At 61.8% G+C, this 25,176-nt stretch carries 14 protein-coding genes and 1 pseudogene; 5 read left to right on the top strand and 10 right to left on the bottom strand.

The genetic code is table 11. The features are described from left to right. Nucleotides 1-15: 15 nt before the first annotated feature. The 5 genes from CPH89_RS29610 to CPH89_RS29630 all read right to left on the bottom strand — a co-directional run bounded on the left by CPH89_RS29610 (nucleotide 16) and on the right by CPH89_RS29630 (nucleotide 6,111). Nucleotides 16-1,548: an FGGY-family carbohydrate kinase gene (locus CPH89_RS29610; protein ID WP_053257006.1), complete on the bottom strand. Its 1,533-nt coding sequence runs from the start codon at nucleotides 1,546-1,548 to the stop codon at nucleotides 16-18. 1 nt (nucleotide 1,549) lies between these two features. After that, a complete protein-coding gene (locus CPH89_RS29615) occupies nucleotides 1,550-2,629 on the bottom strand; it encodes an alcohol dehydrogenase catalytic domain-containing protein (protein WP_053257007.1) in 1,080 nt (359 codons plus the stop codon). Between the two features lie 27 nt (nucleotides 2,630-2,656). Further along, nucleotides 2,657-3,649, bottom strand: coding sequence for an ABC transporter permease (locus tag CPH89_RS29620; protein WP_053257008.1), 993 nt, complete (start codon nucleotides 3,647-3,649; stop codon nucleotides 2,657-2,659). Beyond that, on the bottom strand, nucleotides 3,615-5,123 hold the full coding sequence (locus tag CPH89_RS29625) for a sugar ABC transporter ATP-binding protein (RefSeq protein WP_053257009.1): 1,509 nt from the start codon (nucleotides 5,121-5,123) through the stop codon (nucleotides 3,615-3,617). The genes CPH89_RS29620 and CPH89_RS29625 overlap by 35 nt, the downstream gene beginning before the upstream one ends. Nucleotides 5,124-5,187: 64 nt before the next feature. Next, a complete protein-coding gene (locus CPH89_RS29630; RefSeq protein WP_053257010.1) occupies nucleotides 5,188-6,111 on the bottom strand; it encodes a substrate-binding domain-containing protein in 924 nt (307 codons plus the stop codon). Nucleotides 6,112-6,428: 317 nt separating this feature from the next. Here CPH89_RS29630 and CPH89_RS29635 point away from each other — a divergent pair, with 317 nt between their 5' ends. Both CPH89_RS29635 and CPH89_RS29640 read left to right on the top strand, forming a co-directional pair. After that, entirely contained in the window at nucleotides 6,429-7,106 is a 678-nt protein-coding gene (locus CPH89_RS29635; RefSeq protein WP_053258005.1) for a sterol desaturase family protein, read from the top strand. Beyond that, a complete protein-coding gene (locus tag CPH89_RS29640; protein ID WP_053257011.1) occupies nucleotides 7,103-8,203 on the top strand; it encodes an SMP-30/gluconolactonase/LRE family protein in 1,101 nt (366 codons plus the stop codon). Before CPH89_RS29635 ends, CPH89_RS29640 begins: the two co-directional genes overlap by 4 nt. A gap of 51 nt (nucleotides 8,204-8,254) precedes the next feature. Here the strand turns inward: CPH89_RS29640 and CPH89_RS29645 are convergent, their stop codons facing one another. The 4 genes and pseudogenes from CPH89_RS29645 to CPH89_RS29660 all read right to left on the bottom strand — a co-directional run bounded on the left by CPH89_RS29645 (nucleotide 8,255) and on the right by CPH89_RS29660 (nucleotide 14,032). Continuing rightward, nucleotides 8,255-9,697, bottom strand: a complete 1,443-nt coding sequence (locus tag CPH89_RS29645) for a hypothetical protein (RefSeq protein WP_053257012.1) — start codon at nucleotides 9,695-9,697, stop codon at nucleotides 8,255-8,257. Between the two features lie 149 nt (nucleotides 9,698-9,846). Next, nucleotides 9,847-10,911 carry a lipocalin-like domain-containing protein gene (locus CPH89_RS29650; protein ID WP_053257013.1) on the bottom strand — a complete coding sequence of 355 codons (1,065 nt, stop codon included), beginning with the start codon at nucleotides 10,909-10,911 and terminating at the stop codon, nucleotides 9,847-9,849. Further along, a pseudogene (locus CPH89_RS29655) lies at nucleotides 10,901-13,362 on the bottom strand (FtsX-like permease family protein). The gene CPH89_RS29650 and the pseudogene CPH89_RS29655 overlap by 11 nt, the downstream one beginning before the upstream one ends. Before the next feature lies 1 nt (nucleotide 13,363). Next, complete coding sequence (locus CPH89_RS29660; protein WP_053257014.1) at nucleotides 13,364-14,032, bottom strand: ABC transporter ATP-binding protein; 669 nt, start codon at nucleotides 14,030-14,032, stop codon at nucleotides 13,364-13,366. Between the two features lie 274 nt (nucleotides 14,033-14,306). Between CPH89_RS29660 and pmrG the strand changes: the two genes are divergently transcribed. The 3 genes from pmrG (at nucleotide 14,307) to CPH89_RS29675 (ending at nucleotide 18,370) form a co-directional block, all read left to right on the top strand. Further along, nucleotides 14,307-14,981, top strand: a complete 675-nt coding sequence (gene pmrG / locus CPH89_RS29665) for a lipopolysaccharide core heptose(II)-phosphate phosphatase PmrG (protein ID WP_053257015.1) — start codon at nucleotides 14,307-14,309, stop codon at nucleotides 14,979-14,981. 189 nt (nucleotides 14,982-15,170) lie between these two features. Beyond that, a complete protein-coding gene (gene arnT, locus CPH89_RS29670) occupies nucleotides 15,171-16,826 on the top strand; it encodes a lipid IV(A) 4-amino-4-deoxy-L-arabinosyltransferase (RefSeq protein WP_053257016.1) in 1,656 nt (551 codons plus the stop codon). Between the two features lie 26 nt (nucleotides 16,827-16,852). Continuing rightward, nucleotides 16,853-18,370, top strand: a complete 1,518-nt coding sequence (locus tag CPH89_RS29675; RefSeq protein WP_053257017.1) for an ArnT family glycosyltransferase — start codon at nucleotides 16,853-16,855, stop codon at nucleotides 18,368-18,370. A gap of 55 nt (nucleotides 18,371-18,425) precedes the next feature. On the opposite strand, the gene CPH89_RS29680 is transcribed toward CPH89_RS29675, so the two are convergent. Next, on the bottom strand, nucleotides 18,426-24,695 hold the full coding sequence (locus CPH89_RS29680) for a non-ribosomal peptide synthetase (RefSeq protein WP_053257018.1): 6,270 nt from the start codon (nucleotides 24,693-24,695) through the stop codon (nucleotides 18,426-18,428). Between the last annotated feature and the right edge of the window lie 481 nt (nucleotides 24,696-25,176).

Raw genomic sequence — 25,176 nt, forward strand, 5'->3', positions numbered from 1 at the left:
TCGGACCGTGTTGAATCAATCGGATTGCAAGCTGTGCATGATCGGTTTCAACGCGGGATACAGCTTCAAATACTCGCCAAACGCGCGGTCATAGGTCACGACATTCTCGCGCTTGGGCTGCGCGCGCAGTTCCAATTGCACCCAGCCCTTGTCCATCTGCGCATCGCTCACCAACCCCAGCGTATGCGCAGCCAGCAACGCCGCGCCCATTGCCGCCTCAACTTCTTGCACGATGGTGTAAACCGGGTACCGCGTGATGTCCGTAATAATCTGCATCCACAAATCCGAATGACTCGCGCCACCGACCACAATCAGCCGCGGGTCCAGTGATTGCGCGCCCTGGGTGCCGGCTTCGATATTGTGCCGCAGGGCAAAACTCACCCCCTCGAGCACCGCGCGGTACAGGTGAATGCGGCTGTGATACAGGTTCAGCCCGACAAAACTGCCGCTGGCACGGTCATCCCACACCGGGCTGCGTTCGCCCATCAAGTACGGCAGGAACAACAAGCCTTCGCTGCCTGCCGGGATCTTCATCGCGCGCTGTTCCAGCAACGCCAAACTGTCCTGGCCAGTAGCCTTGGCCTGTTGCTCTTCGGCCTGGCAGAACTGCTCGCGAAACCAGCTGACCGATGCCCCGGCGGTGATTGCACCGCCGAAGATGTACAGGTCCCGATGGCCGTTATAGACGTGGGGCATGCTCACCAGGCCGTGGCGTGCGTCGACGTGCTGGTTCAGATAGCCCCAGCACATGCTGGTGCCGATCATTGCCACATGGTTGCCCGGCTGCGTAACGCCTGCGGCCAGGGTCGCCATCGCCGCGTCCACGCCACCGGCGAGAATCGGTGTGCCTGCCTGCAGGCCCAGGCGCGCGGCCCAGGTCTCCAGCAGCCCACCCACCACCTCGCCGGAATACACCAACCGCTCAGGCATCATTGCCAGCGGTATCTGCAGTGCTGCGAGCATGTCTTCGGACCAGCCGCGCTGCGCCACGTCATAGACGCCGCCGATATTGCCGGCGCTGCTGTGGTCCACTGCCAGTTCACCGGTAAGGCACCAGTTGATATAGCTGTTGGGCGGCAGCAGGTAACGCGTGTTGGCCCATACTTGCGGCTGATGCTGCTTGAGCCAGAGCATCTTGGTGAAGCCGTAGTAGCTGTCCACCGAGTTGCCGGTGACCGCGAACAAGCGTTCAAGGTCAACATGCTCGCGCACCCAGGCCACCTGCTCGCCGGCACGGCGGTCCATCCAGATCAGGCACGGGTGCAGCGGCGTGATCTGCGCATCCACGGCAATCCCCGAGCCGCCGTACAGGCTGCTGATGCACAGCGCCTTGACCTGCTCTGCTGCCACCCCGGCCTTGGCCATGCACTGCGCCACGCAGGCCTCGACCGCGTCGAGCCAGACCTGCGGCCATTGCTCGGCCCAGCGCACTTTCGGGGTATCGACGCGATACCCCTGGCTGTGCTGGGCGATGATCGTGCCTTGAGCATCCACCAGCAGCGCCTTGGTGCTCTGGGTTCCAATGTCGACACCCATGACATAGTTCATCTCAAAGCACCGGTTTCAACAGCACCTTGATCGACTTCGTCGAGTTGGCCAACTCGAACGCTTCGGCAAAGTGATCCAGCGGGAAGTCGTGAGTGACGATGCCTTTGGAGGTGACCAGGCCGCGCTCGAACAGGTCGATGGCAATCGGGTAGCAATACGGGCCCAGGTGCGCGCCGCGTACGTCGAGCTCTTTGCGGTCGCCGATGATCGACCAGTCGACACTGGTTTCGGCACCGAATACGCTGAACTCGACAAAACGCCCGAGTTTGCGGATCAGGTCCAGGCCCTGGGTCACGCCGGCCGGTACGCCGGTGGTTTCGATGTACACGTCGCAGCCGTAGCTGTCGGTGAGGCCGTTGATGATCTCACGGGCGTTGTCGCGGGATGGGTTGATCACCACGTCGGCGCCGAATTGCTTGGCCAGTTCGAGGCGCTCATCGACCATGTCGATCACCACCAGTTTTTTCGGGGTCTTCAACGCGGCCACCTGGACCATGCACAGCCCGAGGGTGCCCGCACCGGCGATCACCACCACGTCATCCAGCTGGATTTCGCCACGGTTGACGGTATGAATCGAGCAGGCCATCGGCTCCACCAGCGCCGAATCTTCCAGCGATACCGACTCCGGAATCTTGTGCACGATGGCGGTCTTGGGAATGCGCATGTACTGGGCCATGCCGCCTTCGGCCACTTCACGCTGGAAGCCAAAGATGTTGTGCACCTCGCACATCCAGTATTTACCCGACTTGCAGAAGCGGCACTTGCTGCACGGCACGATCTGTTCGGCGATGACCTTGTCGCCAACCGCCACTTCAAAGTGCTCTTCAGCGCCCTCGCCGACTTCCACCACGTAGCCAAAAAATTCGTGGCCCGGCACCACGGGCGCCTTGACCCACGGGTTGTCGCCGCCCCAGAACATCGCCGCCCCCGAGTGGCATTTGCAGTCGCTGGCGCAGATGCCGCAGGCGGCGATGCGGATCACCAGTTCATTGGGGCGTGCCTGGGGTTTGCCGATGCGTTGCAGGCGGTAGTCCTTGGGGCCGTGGCAGACGACGGCTTGCATTTCGGTGTGCTTGTCCATGGTGTTCGATCCTGTCTTGAGAGGAGTTTATTTATGGCGCTGACGGCTGATAAAGATCGCCAGCAAGATGATTGCGCCCTTGATCACACTCTGGACGTAGGGCGAGACGCCGAGCATGTTCAGGCCGTTGTTCAATACGCCGAGCAACATCGCGCCGAGCAACGTGCCGACGATCACGCCGCGCCCGCCGGCAATCGAGGCGCCGCCGAGCACCACGGCCGCAATCGCATCCAGCTCGAATGACACGCCGGCATTCGGCTGGCCGCTCATCAGGCGTGAAGTCAGCACCAGCCCGGCAATCGCCGCCGTCAGGCCGCTGATGCCGTACACCAGCAACTTGAATCGCGCCGCGCGCACCCCGGACAAACGCACCGCTTCTTCATTGCCGCCGATGGCGTAGATGTAGCGGCCGATGCGCGTGTGTTGCAGCAACACGTAGGCGGCAAAGTAGGTGATCAGCATGATCAGGATCGGCACTTCGATGCCGAACAGGCTCTGGCGGCCGAAAAAGCCGAACCACTCCGGCAGCCCGGAGATCGGGTAACCGTCGGTGTACATCAGGCCCAGGCCACGGGCGATGCCCATGGTCGCCAGGGTGACGATGATCGGCGGCATATGCAGGTAGGCGACGAACAGCCCGTTGCCGATGCCAAAGGCCACGCCGATCAACATCCCGGCGCCAATCGCCAGGCCCGGCGGCAGCCCCGCGACCATCAGGCCGGCGGTCAGGGTGCCGGACAGCGCCATCACCGGCCCCACCGACAGGTCGATGCCGCCGGTGAGAATCACGCAGGTCATGCCCACCGCAATAATCGCGTTGATCGACACTTGGCGGGCGATGTTCGACAGATTGCTGGCGGTGAGGAAGGTGTCGCTGGCAAGAATCATCACCAGGGTCACCACCACCAGCCCGACAAAGGGATAAAACGCCGGCGAACGCAGCAGCCGCGCCAGGTTCAGGCGCAGTCGGCCGGTGTCGCCGGTGTTAATGGACGTATTCACTTGAGCCCCCTGTTGCATGGCGCATGACCTCTTGAGGATTGACGGCGGACGCTTCGAGTACCTTGACGATGGCGCCCTTGTGGAACACGGCGACGCGGTCGCACATGCCGATGACTTCCGGCAATTCGGAGGAAATCATGATGATTGCGTAGCCCTGTTCGGTAAGGCTGCGCATGAGTGCGTAGATCTGTGCCTTGGCGCCAACATCGATGCCACGGGTGGGCTCGTCGAACACCAGCACGTCGCAGTGGTGGTTGATCCAGCGCGCAATCACCACCTTTTGCTGGTTGCCGCCGCTGAGGTTGAACACCCGGCTCTCACCGCTGGGGGCTTTGATCGACAGCTGCTTCATCAGGCTGTCGACGCTGGCGCATTCGCGGCCCTTATCGATCAAGCCGCCAGTGTTCTGGTATTTGCGCAGGTTGTTCAGGGTGATGTTTTCGCGAATGCTGAAGTCGGTGATCAGCCCTTCACTCTTGCGGCTTTCCGGGAGCAGGCCGATGCCATGGGCCAGGGCCTGGCCCGGGTCGTCGAGGGTGATTTTTTCGCCGCGCAGCCATACGTCTTTGCTCACCGACGGCAGCGCGCCCATCATGCCCAGCGCCAGTTCGGTGCGGCCTGAGCCCACCAGCCCGGCGAAGCCGAGGATCTCGCCTTTGTGCAGCTGGAAGCTGTTGTGGGGGCCGTTGCGCACCAGCTGGATGTCCTTGACCTCCAGCAACAGCGGGCCGCGCTCGGCAGTCGGCTTGGCTGGAAAGCTGCATTCCAGGCGGCGGCCGACCATCATCTCGACCAGGCGGTCGATATCGCTGTCGGCCACATCGGTCACGCCCACATTGCCGCCGTCACGCAGCACGCTGATGCGGTCGCAGACCTGGAAAATCTCCTCCAGGTGGTGCGAGATAAAAATCACCGCCACGCCCTGGCGCTTGAGTTCGCGCATGATCTCGAACAGCAGCTCGGCTTCACTGGGCGTGAGGGTTGCCGTCGGCTCATCAAGCACCAGCAAGCGCGCATCCAGGGCCAGCGCCTTGGCGATTTCGACAAACTGCTGCTCGGCCACACTCAGGTGCTTGACCGCACATTGCAGGTCGATCGTCACGCCCAGGCGCTTGAACAACGCCTCCGATGCTTCGACCATCTCGCGCTTGCGCAACAGGCCAAAGCGGTTGCTCAGCTCGTGGCCGAGGAAGATGTTTTCCACCGCCGTGAGGTAGGGAATCAGGCTGAATTCCTGGAACACGATGCCGATACCGGCGGCAATCGCATCACGGTAGGTCGCGAACTGCTGCACCTGGCCGTTGATCAGGATTTGCCCCTCGTCCTGATGCTCGACGCCGCCGAGGATCTTCATCAGGGTCGATTTGCCCGCGCCATTTTCGCCGAGCAGGGCATGGATTTCGCCGCGCTCCACTTGCAGGTTGATGGCTTTGAGGGCCTGCACACCCGGGTAACGCTTACAGATATTTTCCAGCTTCAGAAGACTGCTCATACCGCCGACCTCGTATTCAGTAGGTGACCTTAAGCCCCACGGGTTGGCGTGGGGCCTGGGCGAATTACCAGCTGAAGTCCTTGGCCTTGGCCTGGTCGATCAAGGTGATGTCCACCGGCAGAGTGGCGGGCACTTGCGAGCCCCACTTCTTGGCCAGGGCGATGCCCAGGGCGAGGCGGATCTGGTCGCGGGGGTATTGCGCCGAGGTGGCGATGAATTTGCTGCCGGGTTTCTGGATCGCCTTGATTGCTTCGGGTGCGCCGTCGACGCTGACCAGCTTCACGTCCAGCCCACTGGCTTCGATGGCCGAGAGTGCACCGAGGGAGCCGTTGTCATTCACACTGAAAATACCCTTGAGCGTGGGCTGGGCCTGCAGCATGTTTTCGGTGACGGTCAGCGCCTGGTCACGTTCCTGCTTGCCGTTCTGGACGCTGACGATCTTGATGTCGGGGTGCTTGGCCACGGCCTCTTTGCAACCGCGTACACGTTCGAGGATCGGCACCACGGCGATGCCGTCGAGGATCGCGATATTGCCTTTGTCGCCAATGTTTTTAGCCAGGTACTCACACGCCTGGAAGCCGGCGTCGAAGTTCTTCGAGCCGACAAAAGAGTCCAGCGGGCCGTCGGCCTGGGCATCCACTGCCACCACCACGACACCGGCAGCGTGGGCGGATTTGACCGCAGACTGCACGCCGACCGAATCGGTCGGGTTGATCAGCAGGATATCGATGCCTTTTTGCAGCATGTCTTCGACGTCGCTGACCTGCTTGGACACGTCGTGGCGGGCGTCGGTGATGATCAGTTTCGCGCCGATGGTTGCGCCCGCCTCTTCAAGGGCGTTTTTCATGGTGACGAAATAGGGGTTGTTGATCTCCTGGAAGGAGGCGCCGATGCGAATGGGCTTGGCGGCGTCGGCAAAAGCGGGGACCGCGTTGCCGAGGGTGATGCTGACAGCCAGTAAACACAGGGTTTTCGGGAGCATTTTCATGGCGTGGATCTCTGTTTTGTTTTTATTTTTAGAGCAAATGTTATCGTTAACATTTTGCGAGAAGCTAGCAAGTAAATGGGTGCTGTGCAAGAGGCCATTGGTCACTCGGAGTTCAATGGCACTGCAAAGTGAACCCGGTCAAATGGGGCAACTGGCTGGCCGGCGAGGCAGACACCTCGGTGCATCAGGCATTCCAAGTGGAGGCCATCACCGGTAAGCCAGCGCCCACAGAGGCGGTGTGCACTGCGCAAAAACTCGCACAATCGCGCGCGCCAACTAAGCTCAGCCTCCAACAAAAACATCCTGAGCTTCCCGCCATGGCACACCCCACCGAAACGTTTCGCAGCCGCTACCGCAGCGAAGTGAACCGCCATTACAACCCATGGCTGCATGCAGGTTTTGTGCTCGGCTACGGCATCGTCTGCATCACCCTGGCCTGGTCCTCTACCGAGCACATCACTCCCCTCCAGTGGCTGGCAGTGCCGCTGACCCTGGTGTTTTTCAACCTGTGCATTTACCTCGTCCACCGCCACCTCGGCCACCGCAAACATACCTTCGCCCGGCTGTTCTACGCACGCCACACCGGTGATCATCACAGCTTCTTCACCCCCGGCCACATGACCTACGACAGCCCCAAGGACTGGCGCGTAATTCTGTTTCCCGCCTGGTTGATCGTGCTGCACAGCCTGATCATCAGCCTCCCCGCGTGGTGGCTGCTCAAGCAGTTGAGCCCGAATGTGGCCGGGCTGTTTGCCGGCTGCATGATCCTCGGCTACCTGCTCTATGAAGTGTTCCATGCCTGCGAACACCTGCCCGCTCACCACCCGGTGGCACGCCTGCCGTGGATTCGCCAGATGCATCAACTGCACGCGTTGCATCACCGTCGCGAGCTTATGCAAGGGCGCAACTTCAATATCGTTCTACCGCTGATGGACTACCTGTTCGGCACCTTGCACTGGGAACCGAGCGCCCACGACAATCAGGAAAAGCCATGAGCCACCGCCGCAAAAACCCGCGTCATTTACTGTTCGTGCTTGCGCTTGCGGTGATTACCTTTCTGCTGCTGATGCCGACCCAAGTGCAACCGGTGAATTGGTCCCCGCCCACGGCGCCGTCAATGAAGGAAGGCACCTACGCCGAGAACCAGCGGCTTAAGGCCGTACAAAAGATTGGCGCACAAGACATTCAAGGCCCTGAGGCTCTGGTGCTGGATGCGCAGGGTTTTCTGATCAGTGGCTTGCATGACGGTCGCATCATCCGCACCGCGCCCGACAGCCATACCCTGGAGGTGCTGGCCAACACCGGCGGCCGCACCCTCGGCCTGGCCTTTCACCCGGATGGGCGTTTGATCGTGGCTGACGGGGTCAAGGGCTTGCTTGCACTCGATGCCAACCGCCAACTCACGCCGTTAAGCAGCGCCGCGAATGGCGTACCGTTTGGCTTTACCAATGACGTGAGCATCGACGCCAGTGGGCGCTATGGGTATTTCAGCGATGCATCACGCCGCTGGGGCTATGGCCAGGACGCTGAAGCGGTGATCGAGCATGGCGGCGATGGCCGCCTGTTGCGGTATGACTTCAGTAACGGCACCACGCAGGTGTTGCTCGATCATCTGCAATTCGCCAACGGCGTAGCCTTGGGACCGGATGAAAACTATGTGCTGGTCAATGAAACCGGCGCCTATCGCATCAGCCGCTATTGGCTCAAAGGCGAGCGAGCCGGCAGCCACGATCTGTTTGCCGAGAACTTGCCAGGCTTGCCGGACAACCTCAGCTTCAACGGGCACGAGCGTTTCTGGGTCGCCCTGTACACGCCACGCAATCCATTGCTCGATGGTTTCGCCGGCTACCCCTTGTTGCGCAAGGTGATGGTGCGGGCATTGATGGTGCTGCCCAACCCCATCGAGCACAAAGCTTTCGTGCTCGGGTTGGACACCGACGGCAAGGTCATCGCCAACTTGCAGGATGGCAGCACAGGCAATTACTCGCCGATCACCAGCGCGCGGGAATACGGCGACTGGTTGTACCTGGGCTCGTTGAGCAGTAAGAGCATGGCGCGCTTGCCGCTGAAGCTGGCGCTGGCGCGTGACTGACAAAAAAGGGGCAGCCTGATCAGGCTGCCCCTTTTCCACTGCATCAGCGGATCAATGGATGATGTTCTGAGTGCAGATGTGCCCAAAGGTCACATAAGACACATTGTCACCGCCGACACCCACGCCTGGGAACTCGTCCAACTCGATACGCCAGCCGCCGAAGTTGAAGGTGGTGTCCCAGTTGTACTTCACACCGGTGCTGCTGTCCGGGTATTGCACGCGGTATTCGCCGAAGCATTCACCGAGCGCGGCACTCGCCTGGGATGTGCCCGCACTGTTGGTGCTGGCCTTGAAGTCGGTCCAGTGGAACTCGGTCCCCTCAAAGCGCTTGTCGACGCGCAGGATCGGCGTGACGCCCAACAGAGGTGCGCCAGTGGAGTCGGACCAGTTGGTGCTCCAGTTCAACGTGCGTCCGGCCTGGGTCGCCATCCAGAAGATCGATGCCGGCACCCGCACGATGTTGTCGCCCTTCACATCCGACGTGTTCAGCCGTGGCGTAGAGCCCAGGCTCAATGCGTACTGCTTGGTCGGGTCCTGCGTCACCGCAGGGTTGGCACGCACACGCACCTTGACGGTCGTGCCCGGCGTTACGCTCGGGTACGTCGAGGTGGAACCGGCCGGCACCGTGACCCAATTGGTGCCATCGAAGCGGTCGAAGATCCACTGGTTGCGGCTGCCACTCTCATCGCCTGCCAGGTACATGCTCACGCTTTGACCCCGTACGGCCTTGAAGTCGAAGTAATCGACGTCGTTGGCGTTGTCGAGATTACCGGTCACCTTGTTCATCGAGTCCGGCAGTACAAAGGCAGTTTGCGCGCTGTCATTCGGCTCAAAGGCATCGATGTTGGTATCCACCGCCACGCCGAAACTGAACTGCGCGTTGTTCGCGGTCTTGGCCACCATGTACCAGTAGTAGTCCCCCGCAGGCAGCACGCCGCCCAGGTATTCATCGGCATTGCCCGGGTTGTCGGAGGTGTCGATCAGCTGCGGATTACCCTGGCCGTCATCACGGAACAGGGTCAGCGACATATCGGCGCCAGCACTCTGATCGATCAACTGCACCAGCACCCGGGCGTTTTGCGGCAGGTTGAAGTGGTAAGGAAATTCCTGGCCGGTTTGCACCTCGGTGATGGTGTACAGCGTGTTGATCTCCAGGGTGGGAAACAGCGGTTCAAAGGCGGCGACAGCCGCACTTTTAAGGGAGGCCTGGCTCGGTTTTTTCAACGCGCTGACAGCCGTGTTGAACGGCGCCGACTTGGCCGCTTTGGAAGGGGCTTTGGCCTTGCCATTTTTGGCGTCCAAAAACTTTTGCCGCAGCTCGTCCGAGATCGGCACCGCAGTCAGTGTGCCGCCAGGTTTCAGCGCGTCAATCAGACCTTGATTGACCGTTCCGGGGGTGAGTTGGGGAAGGGTTTGCTCGGCCAGGGCAGAGGCCGAAATCAAGCAGGAGGCCATCATGGCCGCGCCCAGCATCAGGGCTTTTGTGGGTTTCATTTTTTATCCATCCATAGTTAAAAAATTGAAGCTCGGGTGACCGGTGACATCCGGTCACCTGGGATGGACTGTAGAACATGACTGTATGCATGTACAGTATTTTTTAGGCGGATGTGAACTCGCGCCTACAGGAAAAAGACCACGCGCAGTCAGTACCCCGTCATCTCTAAATACCCGACGCCACCGTCAAACTGCACCGGCCCTTCCCAATACGGAATACTCAGGTTCATCCACGCGTTCGGGTTAACGGCCAGGGGGGTGATATCCAGTTGTTTGGCGGGAATTTTCAGCGACCAGCGCGTGGGAATACTGCGCCCGTCTATGTCGGTGGTGGCCAGTGGTGTGAGCTGGATATCGGCATTGTGCAGGGTCTGGGTGTGGCCCTGCTGGTCGATCCAGGTGCCAGTCAGGTAACCCGCGCCGTCCTTTTGCCGCACGCGAAACAGCATCAACTGCTCGCCACGGTCCAGGTGCAGCGAGAACCAGTCCCAACCGGTCTGGCTGGCTGCCAGGGGTTGGCTGCTCCATTCGCGGTCGAGCCAGGCGGGGCCGCTGACCTGGTACGTTTTACCGTCGAGGGTGACGCTGCCGGCCGCCGCAAAAAACGGCTGGCTGTAGTAGTAAGACGCCTGCCCTTGATCAGATTTGCGGCTGTAGCCCTTGTCGCCCTGCAGCACCAGTGGTCGGTTCGACGTCAGGTGCAAGTCGTAGGCGAACTGCGGGCCGCGGGCCGTGAGTTGCATATCCGCCAACGGGCTTGCGGCGCCTGGGCGGGTGACGAAATTCCAGTCATCGATCCAGGCGTTGAACGGCACCGCCTGAGCGCCCGCTTGGCCAATGCCGCCACGGGCGTAGCGCTCGGCGGCATAGTGGCGGGTCGCGGATGTGACGGCGGCATGGCCCAGCCAAACCGTCGAGTCGTGCCAGCCCGGCTGTGTAGGCCCGGCCTTCAAGGCATTGCGAAACAATGTCCACTGCACGCCAAACAGGTTGCCTTGCGCATCCTTGAGATTGGCAGTGACGTACCACCATTCGATGCGAAAGCCATCATGTGGGCCATGGTCCTCGGGAAAGCTGAAAACCTTACCGGGCACCACTTGGGCAAAGTCCGCCGCATCGCTGCCAAGGCCCGCGAAGCTTTCTTCCGGCGCCGGCACTTTGTCGCACGCGCTCAACAGCACGACCGTTGCCCACAACAGCGCTTTAATCTTCATTGGCAAAGGTCCTCAGCAAATCCGCCGGGCGGCTGCGGTACAACTGCCACAGCGGCCAGGCCGACGCCAACAAGGTGGCAAGCATCGCCAACCCCAACAGTTGGGCAAGCTGCCACGGGAATACCTGCAACGGCAGACGCCAGCCGAACGCCTGCACATTGATCACTGCGTCCAGGCACCATGCCAGCAGCAGGCCCAACGGCAAAGCCAGCACCAGGGTCAACACGGCCAGCAGCCAGGTCTGGCCAAGGTTGAGCAGCATCAACTGCCGCCGCGTCACGCCCAGCGCCCACAGCGGCGCGAGTTGGCCCAGACGGCTCTGGCTCTGGGTCAGCAAGCTGATAAACAACGCCACACCGGCCACGCCGAGGGTGAGGCTGTTCAAGGCGGCGGTGGCGGCGAAGGTGCGCTCGAACACTTGGCTCGACCAGCCTTTGAGTTGCTGTTGATCGATGATGCGGCTGTCCTCCAGGGCAAATACGCGCTGTATTTCACGCACCAGCGGCGGCACGTTTTGCGGCAGCACCCGCAGGTTGAAACGTGCCGGTGTCAGCGTCGGCCAATGCGCCAACAGGTGCTGCGAATTGACCAGCAGATGGCCCTTGGGGTTGCCGTAGTCAGCGTATATCCCCACCACGTTGGGTGACCACCGCCCCGCAGGCGTGGGGATAGCAATCGCGTCCCCCAGACGCACGTTCAAACGGCGCGCCAATTGCTCACTGAGCATCACGGTGTCGCCTTGCAGTAAGCGGTCCCACGGCGTGCTCGTAGCCTCCAGCAATGGCCAGTGCTGGCGATAGGTCGGGTCGTCGACCACGCCAAATACATCCGCCGGCCAGCCCTGCAATTGCACCGCGACTTGCCACGTAGGCAGCACCGCCTGTACCAACGGTTGCTGCGCCAACCAGGTCGTCAGCTGGTCGGCCTGGGCCGGGTTTTGTGGGTTGAGGTACAACTCGGCGGTCAGGCGTTGTTCCAGCCAATGGTTGAACGTCTGGCGGAAGCCCGAGGTCATCGACCCCGCACCAATATTCGCCGCCAGCGCCAACAGCAATGCCATCAGTGCCAGGCTCAAGCAGGCAGTTGCTGGCGGCAGTCGGCGAGAAACCACTGGCCGAGCACCGCACGACTGCGCCCGAGCCCCACCGTCAACACCCCATTGAGCAGCACCGGCAGGCCGAGCGCCGCCCCCAGCAACAGCGTGGCCATCAGCACGAACCCGGCGGCCAGGCTGTCACCCAACCACAGCGCCAGCAGGGCGATCACCAGCGCGGTCCCCGCCACCCACCCCTGACGCCGCAACCAGCGCCCATGAGCCTCATGCCAGGCCTGGGCATTGGCCAGCGCCAGCAACGGCAAACGCGTCGCGCGCCACAGGCTACTGCCGCCCGCGAGCAACGCGCCGAACAGGCTCAAACCCAATCCTGCGAGCCACCACCCTGGGCTCAGGCTTAATTGGCCGGGTACCTCGGCGCCGTACAGACCGCGCAGGCTGGCGGCCACATCCGGCAGCAACAGGCTGGCCAACAGGTAACCGCTCGCGACACCGAGCACGCCGCCCAGCAGCGACAATACGCCGAGTTCGACACCCAGGCTGAGGATCAGTATCCGGGCACTGACCCCACAAGCGCGTAAGGTGCGCAACAGCCCACGGCGTTGCTCCAACGCCAGGCCGATCGCCGCGTGGACGATAAACAACCCCACCACAAAGGACAAAAAGCCCAGGGCGTCGAGGTTCAGGTGAAAACTTTCGGTGAGGCGCGCCAGGTTATTTTCCTCAGCCTGCTTAAGTTGCAGCGCGGCCGGCGGTGTGGGAAGGCGGGCGGCAAACGCCTTGTCCAGCAGTAAGCGTGACAGTCGCCCAGGCATCTCCAGCAAGGGCTGGGCATAGCCGATATCGGTCAACAACACGCCGGGGGCCATGTCCTGCTGCACCTGAAACGGCGGCAAGGCTTGCCCGCTGCTGGTCAGCGCTTGCTCACCTTCGCGCAAGCCCAGGGCCAACAGGGTTTGCGGGGCGATCCACGTGCGCCCCGGCGGCGTGAAAAACGCAACCCTCTGGGCCTGGCTCAAGCGCTGTCCCGCCACCGCCCCACCGCCAGGCAACGACAACGGGTCGATACCCATCAATTGCAGGCGTTGCGCCTCATGCCCCTTGAGCAGCAAACGCCCCTGCACCACCGGCGACACCGGCCACCCGGCGCGGCGCAGCTCGGCAAACAGTGCTTGGGGGAAGCTCGCACCGTCCGGCGCAGTGAGACTGGCCTGGGGCTCACCGCCAATCAGTTGGCTGGCACGCGCGTAGCTGTCTCGCGCCTGACTGTTGAGCGCCTGCACCCCGGTCAATAGCGCAGTGGCCAGCCACAGCCCGGTCAGCACGCTGAAAAACTGCACCGGGTGCCGCCGCCAATGGCTCAGCAGCGCGCGCAACGCCCAATAAAACACCGCCATCTCAACACGCGTCCGCAGGCACGACACGCCCACGGTGCAACACCACCTGCCGGTCCAGGCGCGCAGCGATGCGCGGGCTGTGGGTGACCATCAACAGGCTGGTGGGGCTGTCGCGCAGCAGGTCAAGCAACAGTTGCAGCACATCATCACTGGTGGCTTCGTCGAGATTGCCGGTGGGTTCATCGGCCAGCAGTAAACCCGGGCGCGACGCCAACGCGCGCCCTACCGCGACCCGCTGCTGCTGGCCGCCGGACAGCTGTTCGGGATAACGCTTGAGCAAGTCCCCCAGGCCCAGGCGCTCAACCAACTGCGCCTGCCACCGCGGATCAAAGCGCCCTGCCAAGCGTGCCTGGAACGCCAGGTTGTCCTCGACGCGCAAACTGCCGATCAGGTTGAACTGCTGGAATACCAGGCCGATTTCGGTACGACGCCAGCGCGCCAGTTGCGCCTCGCTCAGTTGATCCAGACGTTGCTCGCCCACCTGAATACGGCCGCCGTCGACCCGATCAAGCCCGGCCACCAAGTGCAGCAAGGTACTTTTTCCGCTGCCCGACTCGCCCATCAGCGCCAGGCTGCTACGCTCGCTCAGGTACAAGTCGACGCCCGCCAGCACTGGCAATGGGCCTTGCGGGGTGACGTAGCTTTTCAGCACACCTTGCACCTGCAACATAAGAACGCTCGTTTGAAGGACTCCGAACGAGAATAACGGCTGACCGTCAGCCCTACGCAAATTTTTCACATGGATTTCACTGCTTGCCCACCCCTGCCCCTCTAAATTGCCCTCCAAGCGTCGAAATTCGGCAACTTGTTAGTTGCCAGCCGCGACTTTTTATAACCGCGAGATGTTCAGCGAAAAGACAGCAGCCCTATGACAGCCTCTCATTCCCCTACGGGATTGCGTCGATGCGTTGCGCCTACTTAATAAAACACTGCCTACAGTGCCCATGGTGAATGATGTGGTTGACCTTACCTTGACCAAACCGCGCGTGCGCCGTGGCTATTTCAAAGGCTTCAAAAAGTGGTGGGCAGGCCTTGCAGTCATCGTGCTGCTGCTCGCCGGTTTTATGCTGTGGCCTGCATCGCCACGTGACTTGGGTATTGGCGATCGCCTGCTGAACTCACAAGTAATACCTGCATGGCGCAATGGCGAATTGATCGTATTGGTGCGTCATGAAGAGCGCTGCGACCGTTCGGCCAACCCGTGCTTCGCGGCGCCTGAAGGCCTCACCGTTCTGGGCACCCAGCGTGCAGAAGAAGTGGGCAAGGCCTTCAAGGTCCTGGGCATGGAAAACAGCGACGTGATTGCCAGCCCGGCCTTGCGTACGGCACAGACATCGCACTTCATGTTCGGCAAGGCCGAGTTGACCACCAACGAAAAAACCATTTGCGGCAAAGCCATTGGCGAAGAACTCCTCAGCCACAAACAACCGGGACGCAACCTGGTGTTTGTCACTCACAGTGGCTGTATCTCCGACTTCGAAACAGCCTTGGGTTTCCCCCGTGCGCGGTTTTCCGAGTATGGCAGTGCCTTGTTTGTGCGGGTGCTGGCTAACGGCAAGTTCGAAACACTGGGAAAAATCAACAGCGTGGCTTGGGCTAACGCCCTGAAGAAGCTCTAGACACTTTTCGACACACTTCGCAACATTCATGTTCAGCAAGGCGACAGCCCTCTTCTGGCATGTTTAGCTGCGCCCGTTACTTCAGGACGTCATGAATACTTTCAGCCACTTAGTGAACTTTGTGATGCTTTACGTTAATACTTGCACGCCCTCCTATTCAGCCATTAAACGTCAGGGAGCGACGTTTTCATGACCCGATTGAAACCCCTACCGCTTTTGCTATTGGCCTTCGCGGTGTTTTACCTGTTGCCCATGGGCTTGCACGGCTTGTGGATCCCGGATGAAACCCGCTACGCCCAGGTCAGTCAGGAGATGCTCCTGAGTGGCAACTGGATCTCACCGCATTTCATGGGTGTGCGCTATTTCGAAAAACCCGCCGCCGGCTATTGGCTGATCGCCCTGGGCCAGGCGGTGTTCGGCGAAAACCTGTTCGGCGTGCGCATCGCCTCGGCGTTGACCACCGGGCTGAGCGTCGTGCTGGCCTACCTCATCGCCCGCCGCGTGTGGAACGACCCACGCAAAAGCTTCGCCTGCGCCCTGCTCTACATGAGTTTCGGGCTGGTGGCCGGCCAGGCCGGGTATTCCAACCTCGATCCGCAGTTCACTTTCTGGGTCAACCTCAGCCTGGTTGCGCTGTGGTTTGCGCTGGACAGCCGCACCTCGCGTGGCCGCTTGGGCGCCTGGGCAGTGCTGGGCGTGGCGTGCGGCATGGGTTTCCTGACCAAGGGCTTTCTGGCCTGGCTGTTGCCCGTGCTGATCGCGGTGCCGTACATACTCTGGCAGCGTCGCGTGGGCGAGTTGTTGCGGTATGGCCCGTTGGCAATCGTGGTCGCGGCACTGGTCTGCGTACCGTGGGTCCTGGCCATTCACTTGCAGGAACCGGACTACTGGCGCTTCTTCTTCTGGCATGAGCACATCCGCCGCTTCGCAGCCGATAATGCACAGCACGCGCGCGCATGGTGGTTCTTCCTGCCGATCATGGTCGTGGCCTGCTTGCCATGGGCCGGGCTGTTGCCAGCCACCCTGAGCAAAACCTGGAAAGAAAAAGCCCAGCCGCCGATCGTCTTCATCGCTCTATGGATGCTGCTGCCCCTGGCCTTCTTCAGCCTCAGCCGCGGCAAGCTGCCCACCTACATCATGCCGTGCCTGTTGCCCCTGGCGCTGCTGATGGGCCATGCGCTGACTGACCTGATCAAACAAGGCAAGACCCGCACCATCCTGATCAATGGCCTGGCTAACGCCGTGCTCGGCCTGGTGGCGATGGTGGGGTTGATCTACCTGCAAATGAGCAACCCGGTGTACGGCAACAGTCACGCCGAGATGTTCAGCCTGTCCCTGACCTTCATCGTGCTGTTGGCCTGGATCCTGGCCAACCTGCTGCAAGCGGTTCGCCCGCTGACCTTATGGGCGATGCCGGCGCTGGGCATTGGTTTGCTGGTCGCGTTGTTGCCGGCAGGCATGCCGGCCATGATCACCGATACCGAGATGCCGGATCAGTTCGTGCTTGAGCATCTGGATGAACTGCAACAAACCCATGCTCTGCTAAGCAACGAGCTGGGCTCGGCGTCGGCATTGTCCTGGCGTCTGCGTCGGCCGCAAGTGTCGTTTTATGACACCGAAGGCGAACTGCGCTATGGCCTGACGTATGCCGATTCGGTGCAGCGCAAGGTCGACCTGGACAGCGTCCAGACCTGGCTTGCCGAGGCGCGCCAGCAAGGTTCTGTGGGCGTGCTGATGCGGGTCAAGAGCACCAGCGAACACCGTGAAGAAGGCCAGTTACCAGCGGGGGGCAAGCGGTATCGCAAGGGCGCCCTGTTACTGATCATCTATCCGAAGCTTCCTTAACGTTACGTCTGCCGTGAGAAAAGCCCATGAGCTTCTGGAAAACCGAACGCGGCGCCCTGGTGTTGCTGCTGGGCGTCTCGGCGTTACTCCTGCTGCTGGGCCTGGGCAGTCGCGACTTGTGGGGGCCGGAAACCCGCTGGGCCAACATCGCTTTGCAGATGCTGCAGAGCGGTGATTATTTCGACCCGTACCTCAAGGGCGCGCCCTATTACGACAAACCGCTGCCCTCTTACTGGCTGATCACCGCGTTTGCCAACGTGATGGGCGGGCTCGGCCCGTGGTCACTGCGCCTGTCATCGGTCATCGGGGCCTGGCTGAGTATCTGGCTGGTCTATCTGATTGGCGAACGCTTGTTTCGCAAAGGCACCGGGCTGATTGCCGGCTGGATGCTGGCCACCACCTTCTACTTTCTGTTCTGGGCACGGGTAGCCACCGCCGATGTGCTCACCGTATGTGGTGTGCTGGCCGCTGTCTGGTGGTACTGGCGCGGGCCGGATGACACCCGGCTGGGGCGCTACACGGTATTTTTCCTGCTGCTGGCCGCGACGTCACTGCTCAAAGGTTTGATCGGCTTTGTGCTGCCGGGCCTGGTGCTGTTACCGCACCTGCTCAGCGAACACCGCTACAAGCGTCACCTCAACCTGCGGCTGTTGTTGGCCATGCTGATCGCTGCGGCGTTCTACGCGATTCCTTTTGTGCTGTCCCACTTCTATGGCGCACCGACCTACGGCGAAAGCGGCCTCGAACTGGTGTTCAAGGAAAACGTCGTACGTTTCTTCGACCCGTTTGACCACATGGGGCCGATCTACACCTACTTGATCTACCTGCCTGCCTACACCCTGCCATGGGCGCCGTGCTGGTTGCTCGGCTTGTGGCTGGCTGTGCGCCACTGGCGCCAGACGCCACCCAACGTACGCTGGCTGGTATGGGGGCTGGGCCTGCTGTTTGTGTTCTTCACCGCCAGTGGCAGCCGCCGCAGCTATTACGTGTTGCCACTGGTGCCTTTCGCGCAGTTGCTGGCCGCCTGGTGGTTGAGTGAGCGCCTGGAGAAAAAAACCGCCAGTTGGCCACGCTGGCAAAAAGGCTTTGGGATTACCGCGGGCTTTTTAATGCTGGTGCTGGGTGTGATCTACCCCTGGACCACCGGCAATGGCGGGGTAACCCGCTTCGCCGAGGATGTACAAGCCGAGGCGGTCAAGCACGCACCGTGGAACCAATGGCAGATGGTGCTGGTGGAAGTCGACAACAAGCTGCCGATGTACCTGCAGAACGGCGGCAAACCGTTCTACTACGTCAGTGAAACCCAGGACTTCCCACGCCAGGGCGACAGCGCAGCGTTGATGGCCTGGCTGGAACACACCAGCGGCCAGCACTTCGACCCGCAGCACACGATTATCGTCGCGCAGTATTCCAAGGAAGACCCGACGCCGTTGGCCTACCTGGGTAACGATCACACGGTGATCACGACTCAACCCGACAATGGCGAGCGGATGTTCCAGAAGCGTTCGGGCGGCAGCGTGGCGTTTATTCCCACACCACGCTGACTGACACCTGGCTAGCGCGGCGAAGCCCCACGCCCGGCTCAGCCGCGTCCAGGCCTCAGATCCGGCGACGGCGGTTCAGTTGGGGGATCGCGGTTTGAGGCGCCTCTACGCGTGACACCTGCGCCACCGTGCACGCGGCCAACTGCGCCAGTGTCGGCTGACTGAACAGGGTTCGCGCATCCACCGCCAGCCCAGCCTTGCGCAGGCGCGCCACCAGGTTTACCGCCAGCAAGGAATGCCCGCCCAGTTCGAAGAAGTGGTCATGGCGCCCTACCCGCTCCAACTTCAAGACGTCGGCCCAGATACCCGCCATCAACGTTTCCACTTCGCCTACCGGTGCTTCATACGCACGACTCACCACCGACTCCACGCCTGGCTCCGGCAGTGCCTTGCGGTCGAGTTTGCCGGCGGGGTTGAGGGGTAATGCGTCAAGCTGCACAAAGGCCGCCGGCACCATGTATTCGGGTAATTGCTTCAGCACATGGGCGCGCAAGGCTTCCACGCTCGGCGCTTGGCCGCGCAGGGAGAAATACGCCACCAAACGCTCATCGCGAATCAACACCGCCACCTCTCGTAACGCCGGGTGCGCCGCAAGGCGTGACTCGATTTCACCCAGTTCCAGGCGCACGCCGCGCAACTTCACTTGAAAGTCATTGCGCCCGAGGAATTCCAGGTTGCCGTCCGGCAAGTAACGCACCAGGTCGCCGGTGCGATACAGACGGTCGCCGACCACGAACGGGCTGTCGATAAAACGCTCGGCAGTCATCTGGGCCAACCCCAGGTAGCCGCGAGCCACGCCGCCCCCGCCAATATGCAATTGGCCGCTGACGCCCATTGGCACCGGAGCATCGTTGTCATCCAGCACATACAGACGGGTGTTGCTGATCGCCCGCCCGATCGGCAGTTGCCGGGTGGGCACCGGCGCACCGGGCTCCAGGGTCCAGGCGCTGCTGTCCACCGTTGCTTCGGTGGGGCCATAGACGTTGTGCAATCGCACGTTGGGCAAGCGCGCCTGTACGCCACGGGCCAAGGCTTCGGAGAGTTCACCGCCGCCGCACAAAACGTCAGTGAGGCTGGTGCAGAGCGCCGACTGCTCCAGTTCGAGGAACTGCTGCAACATCGCGGGCACAAACTTAATCACGCTGATGTGCTGCTCACGAATCACCTGTGCCAGGTAGGCCGGGTCGCGATGACCATCAGACCTCGCCAGTACCAGGCGCATGCCGTTGGTCAACGGCCAGAACAGCTCCCACACCGAGCCATCGAAGCTGAACGGCGCCCTTTGCAGCAACGCGCCGCCCTCGGCGTTCGGGCACAGCCGGGAAGCCCACTGCATCAGGTTGCCCAGGCCGCGATGCTCGACCATCACCCCCTTGGGTGTACCTGTGGAGCCGGAGGTGTACATCACATAGGCGAGGTTGGCGACGGTCAAGCCTGGCACCAATGGGTTACCGGTCGGCGCCTGGCTCCAGGCACAGCGGTCGAAGTCGAGCACCGGGATCGACACGTCGCCTGGCAGATCGCGGGTAGCCGCCTGCACCAGCAATGCCACGGGGCGACTGTCTTCAAGCATGTAAAGCAGGCGCTCGCGGGGGTAGCCCGGGTCCAGTGGCACATAGGCCCCGCCCGCCTTGAGGATCGCCAGCAACCCTACCACCAGATCCAGGCCGCGCTCGACACACAGCGCTACCCGCGAATCGGGCTGCACGCCACGCTCGCGCAGGTGGAAGGCCAACTGATTGGCGCGTTCGTTGAGCTCGCGATAAGTCAGTTGCCGCGTGCCGGCCTGCACAGCGATGGCATGTGGAATCTGCCGCGCATGCGCTTCGAACAATGCGTGTACGGTGAGGTTGTCGGGGTAGTCGGTTTCGGTCGCGTTGAAGTCCACCAATAGCCTGCGTAACTCACTGCCAGGTATCACCGGCACCTCGCGCAAGGGCGCTTTCGGCGTGTGTTCAAGCGCGTCCACGAGCCCGTTGAGCACAGTATCGAGATAACCCCAGAGGCGTTCGGCGCCGACCTTGCGCGGCGCCATGACCTTGAGGTCAAAGCCGCTTGCACCATCAATCACCGTGACCATCAGCGGGTAACTGAGGATAGCTTCACTGCTGAGCAACGCGACGCCCGGCACTAGCTTGAAATCCCTGTCGGCGCTGGCGTGTCGGTAGTTGAGCAAGCTGTTGAACAGCGGTGACGCGCTGCTGCAACGCTGGGCAAGCGCCAGAGACGCCTGTTCATGCGCGAGCAAGGCGCTCAGCTGCGTGTGAGTGTCGCTCAGCGCGTCGACCACGCTTTGCCCGGCCAGGCGCAGGCGTAACGGTAAGGTGTTGATGAACATGCCCAGGGCACGGTCGGCGCCTTCGCCCGCCTGCAAACGGCCGAGCAGCACAGTACCGAACACCACGTCGTCACGCCCTGACACCTGTTTGAGTACCTGAGCCCAACCCAAATGAAACAGGCTCGCGGCGCTCACCCCAAGGGCACGCGCCTGGCCGCGCAGGCGTTGGCTGAGGGCGTCGTTTATCGGGCATTCAAAGGCTTCGATCTCAGCCCGATCAACCTGGTGTTCCTGCATAGCGAAGGCCAGGGTCGGCTCGTCGACAGTCGCCAATTGCTCGCGAAAGAACGCCTCGTGAGCGGCCTGTCGCGCCGCGCAGCGGCTCTGCGCCACCACATTGCGATACGGCACCGACGCCGCAAGCTGCGCCTGTTGACCCAGCATGTGCGCGCGAATTTCGTCCGCCAGCACCGTCATCGACGTGGCGTCATTGACCAGGTGGTGGAAGCGCAACCTGGCGAGCCAGCGCTGGTGGTGCGTGTCTTCGGCATAATCCAGCGCCATCAGCGGGGCTTGGCGCAAGTCCAGCGGCGCATGCTCTTCACTGAGCGGCCCAATCGGCAATCGGGCGTCGCGCCACACCACTTGCATCGGCTGTTCAAGGGCGTCCCACACCAGGCTGGTGCGCAGGATATCGTGGCGGTTGATCACCTGCTGCAAGGCCTGGGCAAACGCGTCCAATTGCTCGCGGCGCGCAAAGCTGAACATCGCATGTTGCTGGTAGGGGTCGCGCTCGTCAGTGATGTGGTGGTAAAGCAACCCTTCCTGCAAGGGCGCCAACGGGTAGATTTCCTGCACGTTGGCGGCGCCACCGGGGATGCCGGCGACGATGCACTCAAGGCTGGGCGCGTCGAGATCGGCGAGTGCGAGCATATCGACCGTGATCTGGGTACAACCCGGCGGAATCCGATTGGCAGGCACGTGCACATCGCTGCCACCGGTGACCGCTGCCAGCGCGGCGAGCGTCGGCTGGCCGAACAGCACCTGCACGTCGGCATGCAAGCCTGCCTGACGCATGCGCTGTACCAGTTGCACCGCCAACAGCGAGTGCCCGCCCAGCTCGAAGAAATGGTCATGCCGCCCGATCGGCTGCACCTGCAGCAGCTCGGCCCAGATCTGCGCCAGTCGGGTTTCCACGCCCTCGCGCGGCGCCTCGAACAAGCGCGTGACAAACGCCGCCTGCGTGGGTGCTGGCAGGGCCTTGCGGTCGAGTTTGCCGTTGGCGGTCAGGGGTAGCACCTCCAGCTTCACGTACGCGGCCGGCAGCATGTAATCCGGTAGCGTCGCTTGCAGATGGGCGCGCAGCCCTTCGATGTCGACGCTGTACTGCGCAATGAACCAGGCCAACAGTTGACCTTCACGATACTGCACCACCGCTTCCTTGACGGCAGGATGGCTGGCCAGTGCGGCCTCGATTTCTCCCAACTCAATACGCACGCCGCGAATTTTCACCTGGTCATCATTACGGCCCAGGTATTCGAGAGTGCCATCGGGCATCCAGCGCGCCAGGTCACCGGTGCGGTACATCCGGCCTGGGTTGAAAGGGTCGTGCACAAAGCGCTCGGCACTCAGTTCCGGGCGGTTCAGATAACCACGCGCCACGCCCTTACCGCCGACGTACAACTCCCCCGCCACACCGATGGGCACCGGCCGTTGCTGTTCATCCAGTAAATACACCGTGGCATTGGCGACCGGCGCGCCGATATGCAGCGGTCGGCCGACCTCGACACGCCCGGACGTGGCGACCACGGTGGCTTCGGTGGGGCCGTAGTTATTGATCACATCAAAGGTCTGCGCCCGGCTGAACGTACGCAAGCGGTCGCCGCCGATCAGCAAGGTGCGCAGGGTCGGATGCTCCAGGCGCTGGCTGAAGGCGTACTCGGCCACCGGTGTCGGCAGAAAGCACACGTCCAGCGGCTGCGCACGCCACCAATCGAGCAGCGCGTCAATGTCTTCGCCGCCGTCGTGAGCTGGCGGCAGGTGCAGCGTGGCCCCCACGCACAGTGCTGGCCAGACTTCCCAGGCCATCGCATCAAAGCCGAACCCGGCCACGCTGGCGGTGTGGCTGCCCGCGTGCAGGTTGAACGCCCGGCAGTGCCAGTCCACCAGGTTCGATACGCAGTGGTGCTCGACCATCACACCTTTGGGCAACCCCGTAGAGCCCGAGGTGTAGATCACATAGGCAAGGTTTGACGGTGTGACCACCACACGCGGGCTGTCACTGAGGGCGCCGGTTTGCTGGTCCAGCCGGATCACCGGCACGTCCAGCATGGGCAAGCGCGGCAGCAGGTCATGCTGGGTCAGCACCGCCACCGGTGAGCTGTCGTGCAGCAGGTAGTTCAGGCGTTCGGCGGGATGGGCCGGATCCACCGGCACATAACAGGCGCCGGACTTGAGGATGGCCAGCAGCCCGACCAAAGTGTCCAGCCCGCGTCGGGCCACAATCACCACGCGATCATCCGGCTGTACGCCGTGTTCCAGCAGTTGATGCGCCAGGGCATTGGCCTGCTGATCGAGTTGGGCATAGGTCAGTTGCTGCCCCTGGTACACCGCCGCGATCGCGTCGGGTGCGCGCAAGGCCTGCGCTTCAATGCGCCAGTGCAGGGTTTGCGGTGTGGCATTGGGCTGCGCAGTGGCATTCCACTGCTGCAACTGGGCCTGTTCTTCGGGCGTCACCAGGCAAAACTCGGCGACCGTCAACGCCGTGTTCTGCAACCCCTGTTCCAGCAGACTCGTGAAGCGCTGCGCCAACGCCTGTACCTCGTCGTGCGTGAAATACGCCTCGTTGTATACGCAATGCAGGCACGCGGTGTCCTGGTAACGGTTGCTGCGCAGGTGGATGGCAATCGGCAATGCTTCATGGTGGTTGGACACCTTGATCGCACGGGCCTGGACCTGGCCGTAACGCAGGTCATGGTCGTCTTGTTCGAAGGACACCGACAGGTCAAACAGCTGGCCGCGATCGGCTCTGCGCAGGCCCAGCTCACGGTTCATTTCGCTCAAGGGGAAACGCTGGTGGCGAAAGTCCTGCTTGAGTTGATCACGCACGCCACGCACGAGTGCGCTGAAAGGCAGTTGCTGAGCAAACTGAAACCGCACCGCGCTGACTTGGGTAAACAACCCGACGGTGGAGCGAAAACGCGCGTTGGAACGGTTAAGAATCGGCAACCCCACCACCCACTCATCGCGCTGGCTGGTGCGGGTGAAATACACGTACAGCGCGGCCAGCAGCACATGGAATGCCGAGGCCTGGTAACGGTTGGCCACTTGCTCCATGCGGTTGAGCAGTGCCACCGGGAACGGTTCTACCAGGGTGTTGCTCGGCGCCTGGGCAGTGTGCCGAGGTGTCAACAATGGCTCCGGCAATACCTGGTATTTGTCCAGCCAGTAAGCCCGGTCGCGGGCATAACGGGCGGATTGGAGGTAGCGCTGGTCGGTGTCGATAAAGTCGATATAGGACGGCGCATGCGGCTCCGGTGCGCGCCCCTGATTGAGGTCGGTGTAGAGGCGAGCCAGGGATTGCAGCATTTGGCCGAAGCCCCAGCCATCGAGGATCAGGTGATGAGCCTGGGTGCCAAGGCGGTAATGATCGTCGTCGAGCTTGACCAGGAAAAAGCGAAACAGCGGTTCACCGGCCATGGCATAAGGCCGCGCCATTTGCGCTTGCATCAAGGCCTGGGCGGCGGCCTGCGGATCGGGCAACGCGCAGAAATCATGCTGCGGCACCTGCACCTTCAACGCGGCGGCGAAGGTTTGCCGGGGCAAGCCGTGCGCTTCGCTGTGCAGTTGAGTGCGCAACGCATCGTGCTTGGCCACCAGCAGCTCGATGGCGCGCTGGATCAGCTCCGGCACGATTGGGCCGGCGAAGTCGACATACCCACCAATGTTGTACAGCGGCGAGTTGCCCACCCGCAGTTGATCGAGCCAGATGTCCTGTTGGGCGGCAGTCAGGGGGAAGCTGGGCGGCAGACTGGTGGAATGCTTCATAAGATCCTTCTCATGGGGTCAGGCACTGGCCGCGCAGGGGCCCATTACGCCGAAATTGCCGGATTTGAGCATGGGGGTCAGGACCTGTCTGTCACCCTAAACCCGGACATCCGAGGCGACAGCAGCGGGCTTGGCTGATGGTTCACTGCTGGAACGATTAAAGCCTTGTAGGAAATTGGCTATATGTGACCGCTGCGGTTTTCTCCAGCGTATTTAGCTGAATTAATTTCTCTTTAAATATCATTGAGTTAAACAATCCTAAAATTCGTTCATGGCTTTTCGTGGGCGGAATCCACCGTCAGAAGTGTCGAATTAATGACGTGGATTTTATGGCAGGTTGTGTCCCTCGTTTCCGCTACATACGTAGGATAAATCGCTATGGCTAAATGAAATCTCGAACGCCGAGTTACGTTCAAGAAGTACGGATCGCCCCACACAGACCCAGGGCGTCCGTTGACGGTTTTCGACATCAAGGATGAGA

Source organism: Pseudomonas fluorescens, assembly GCF_900215245.1.
Lineage (GTDB): Bacteria > Pseudomonadota > Gammaproteobacteria > Pseudomonadales > Pseudomonadaceae > Aquipseudomonas > Aquipseudomonas fluorescens.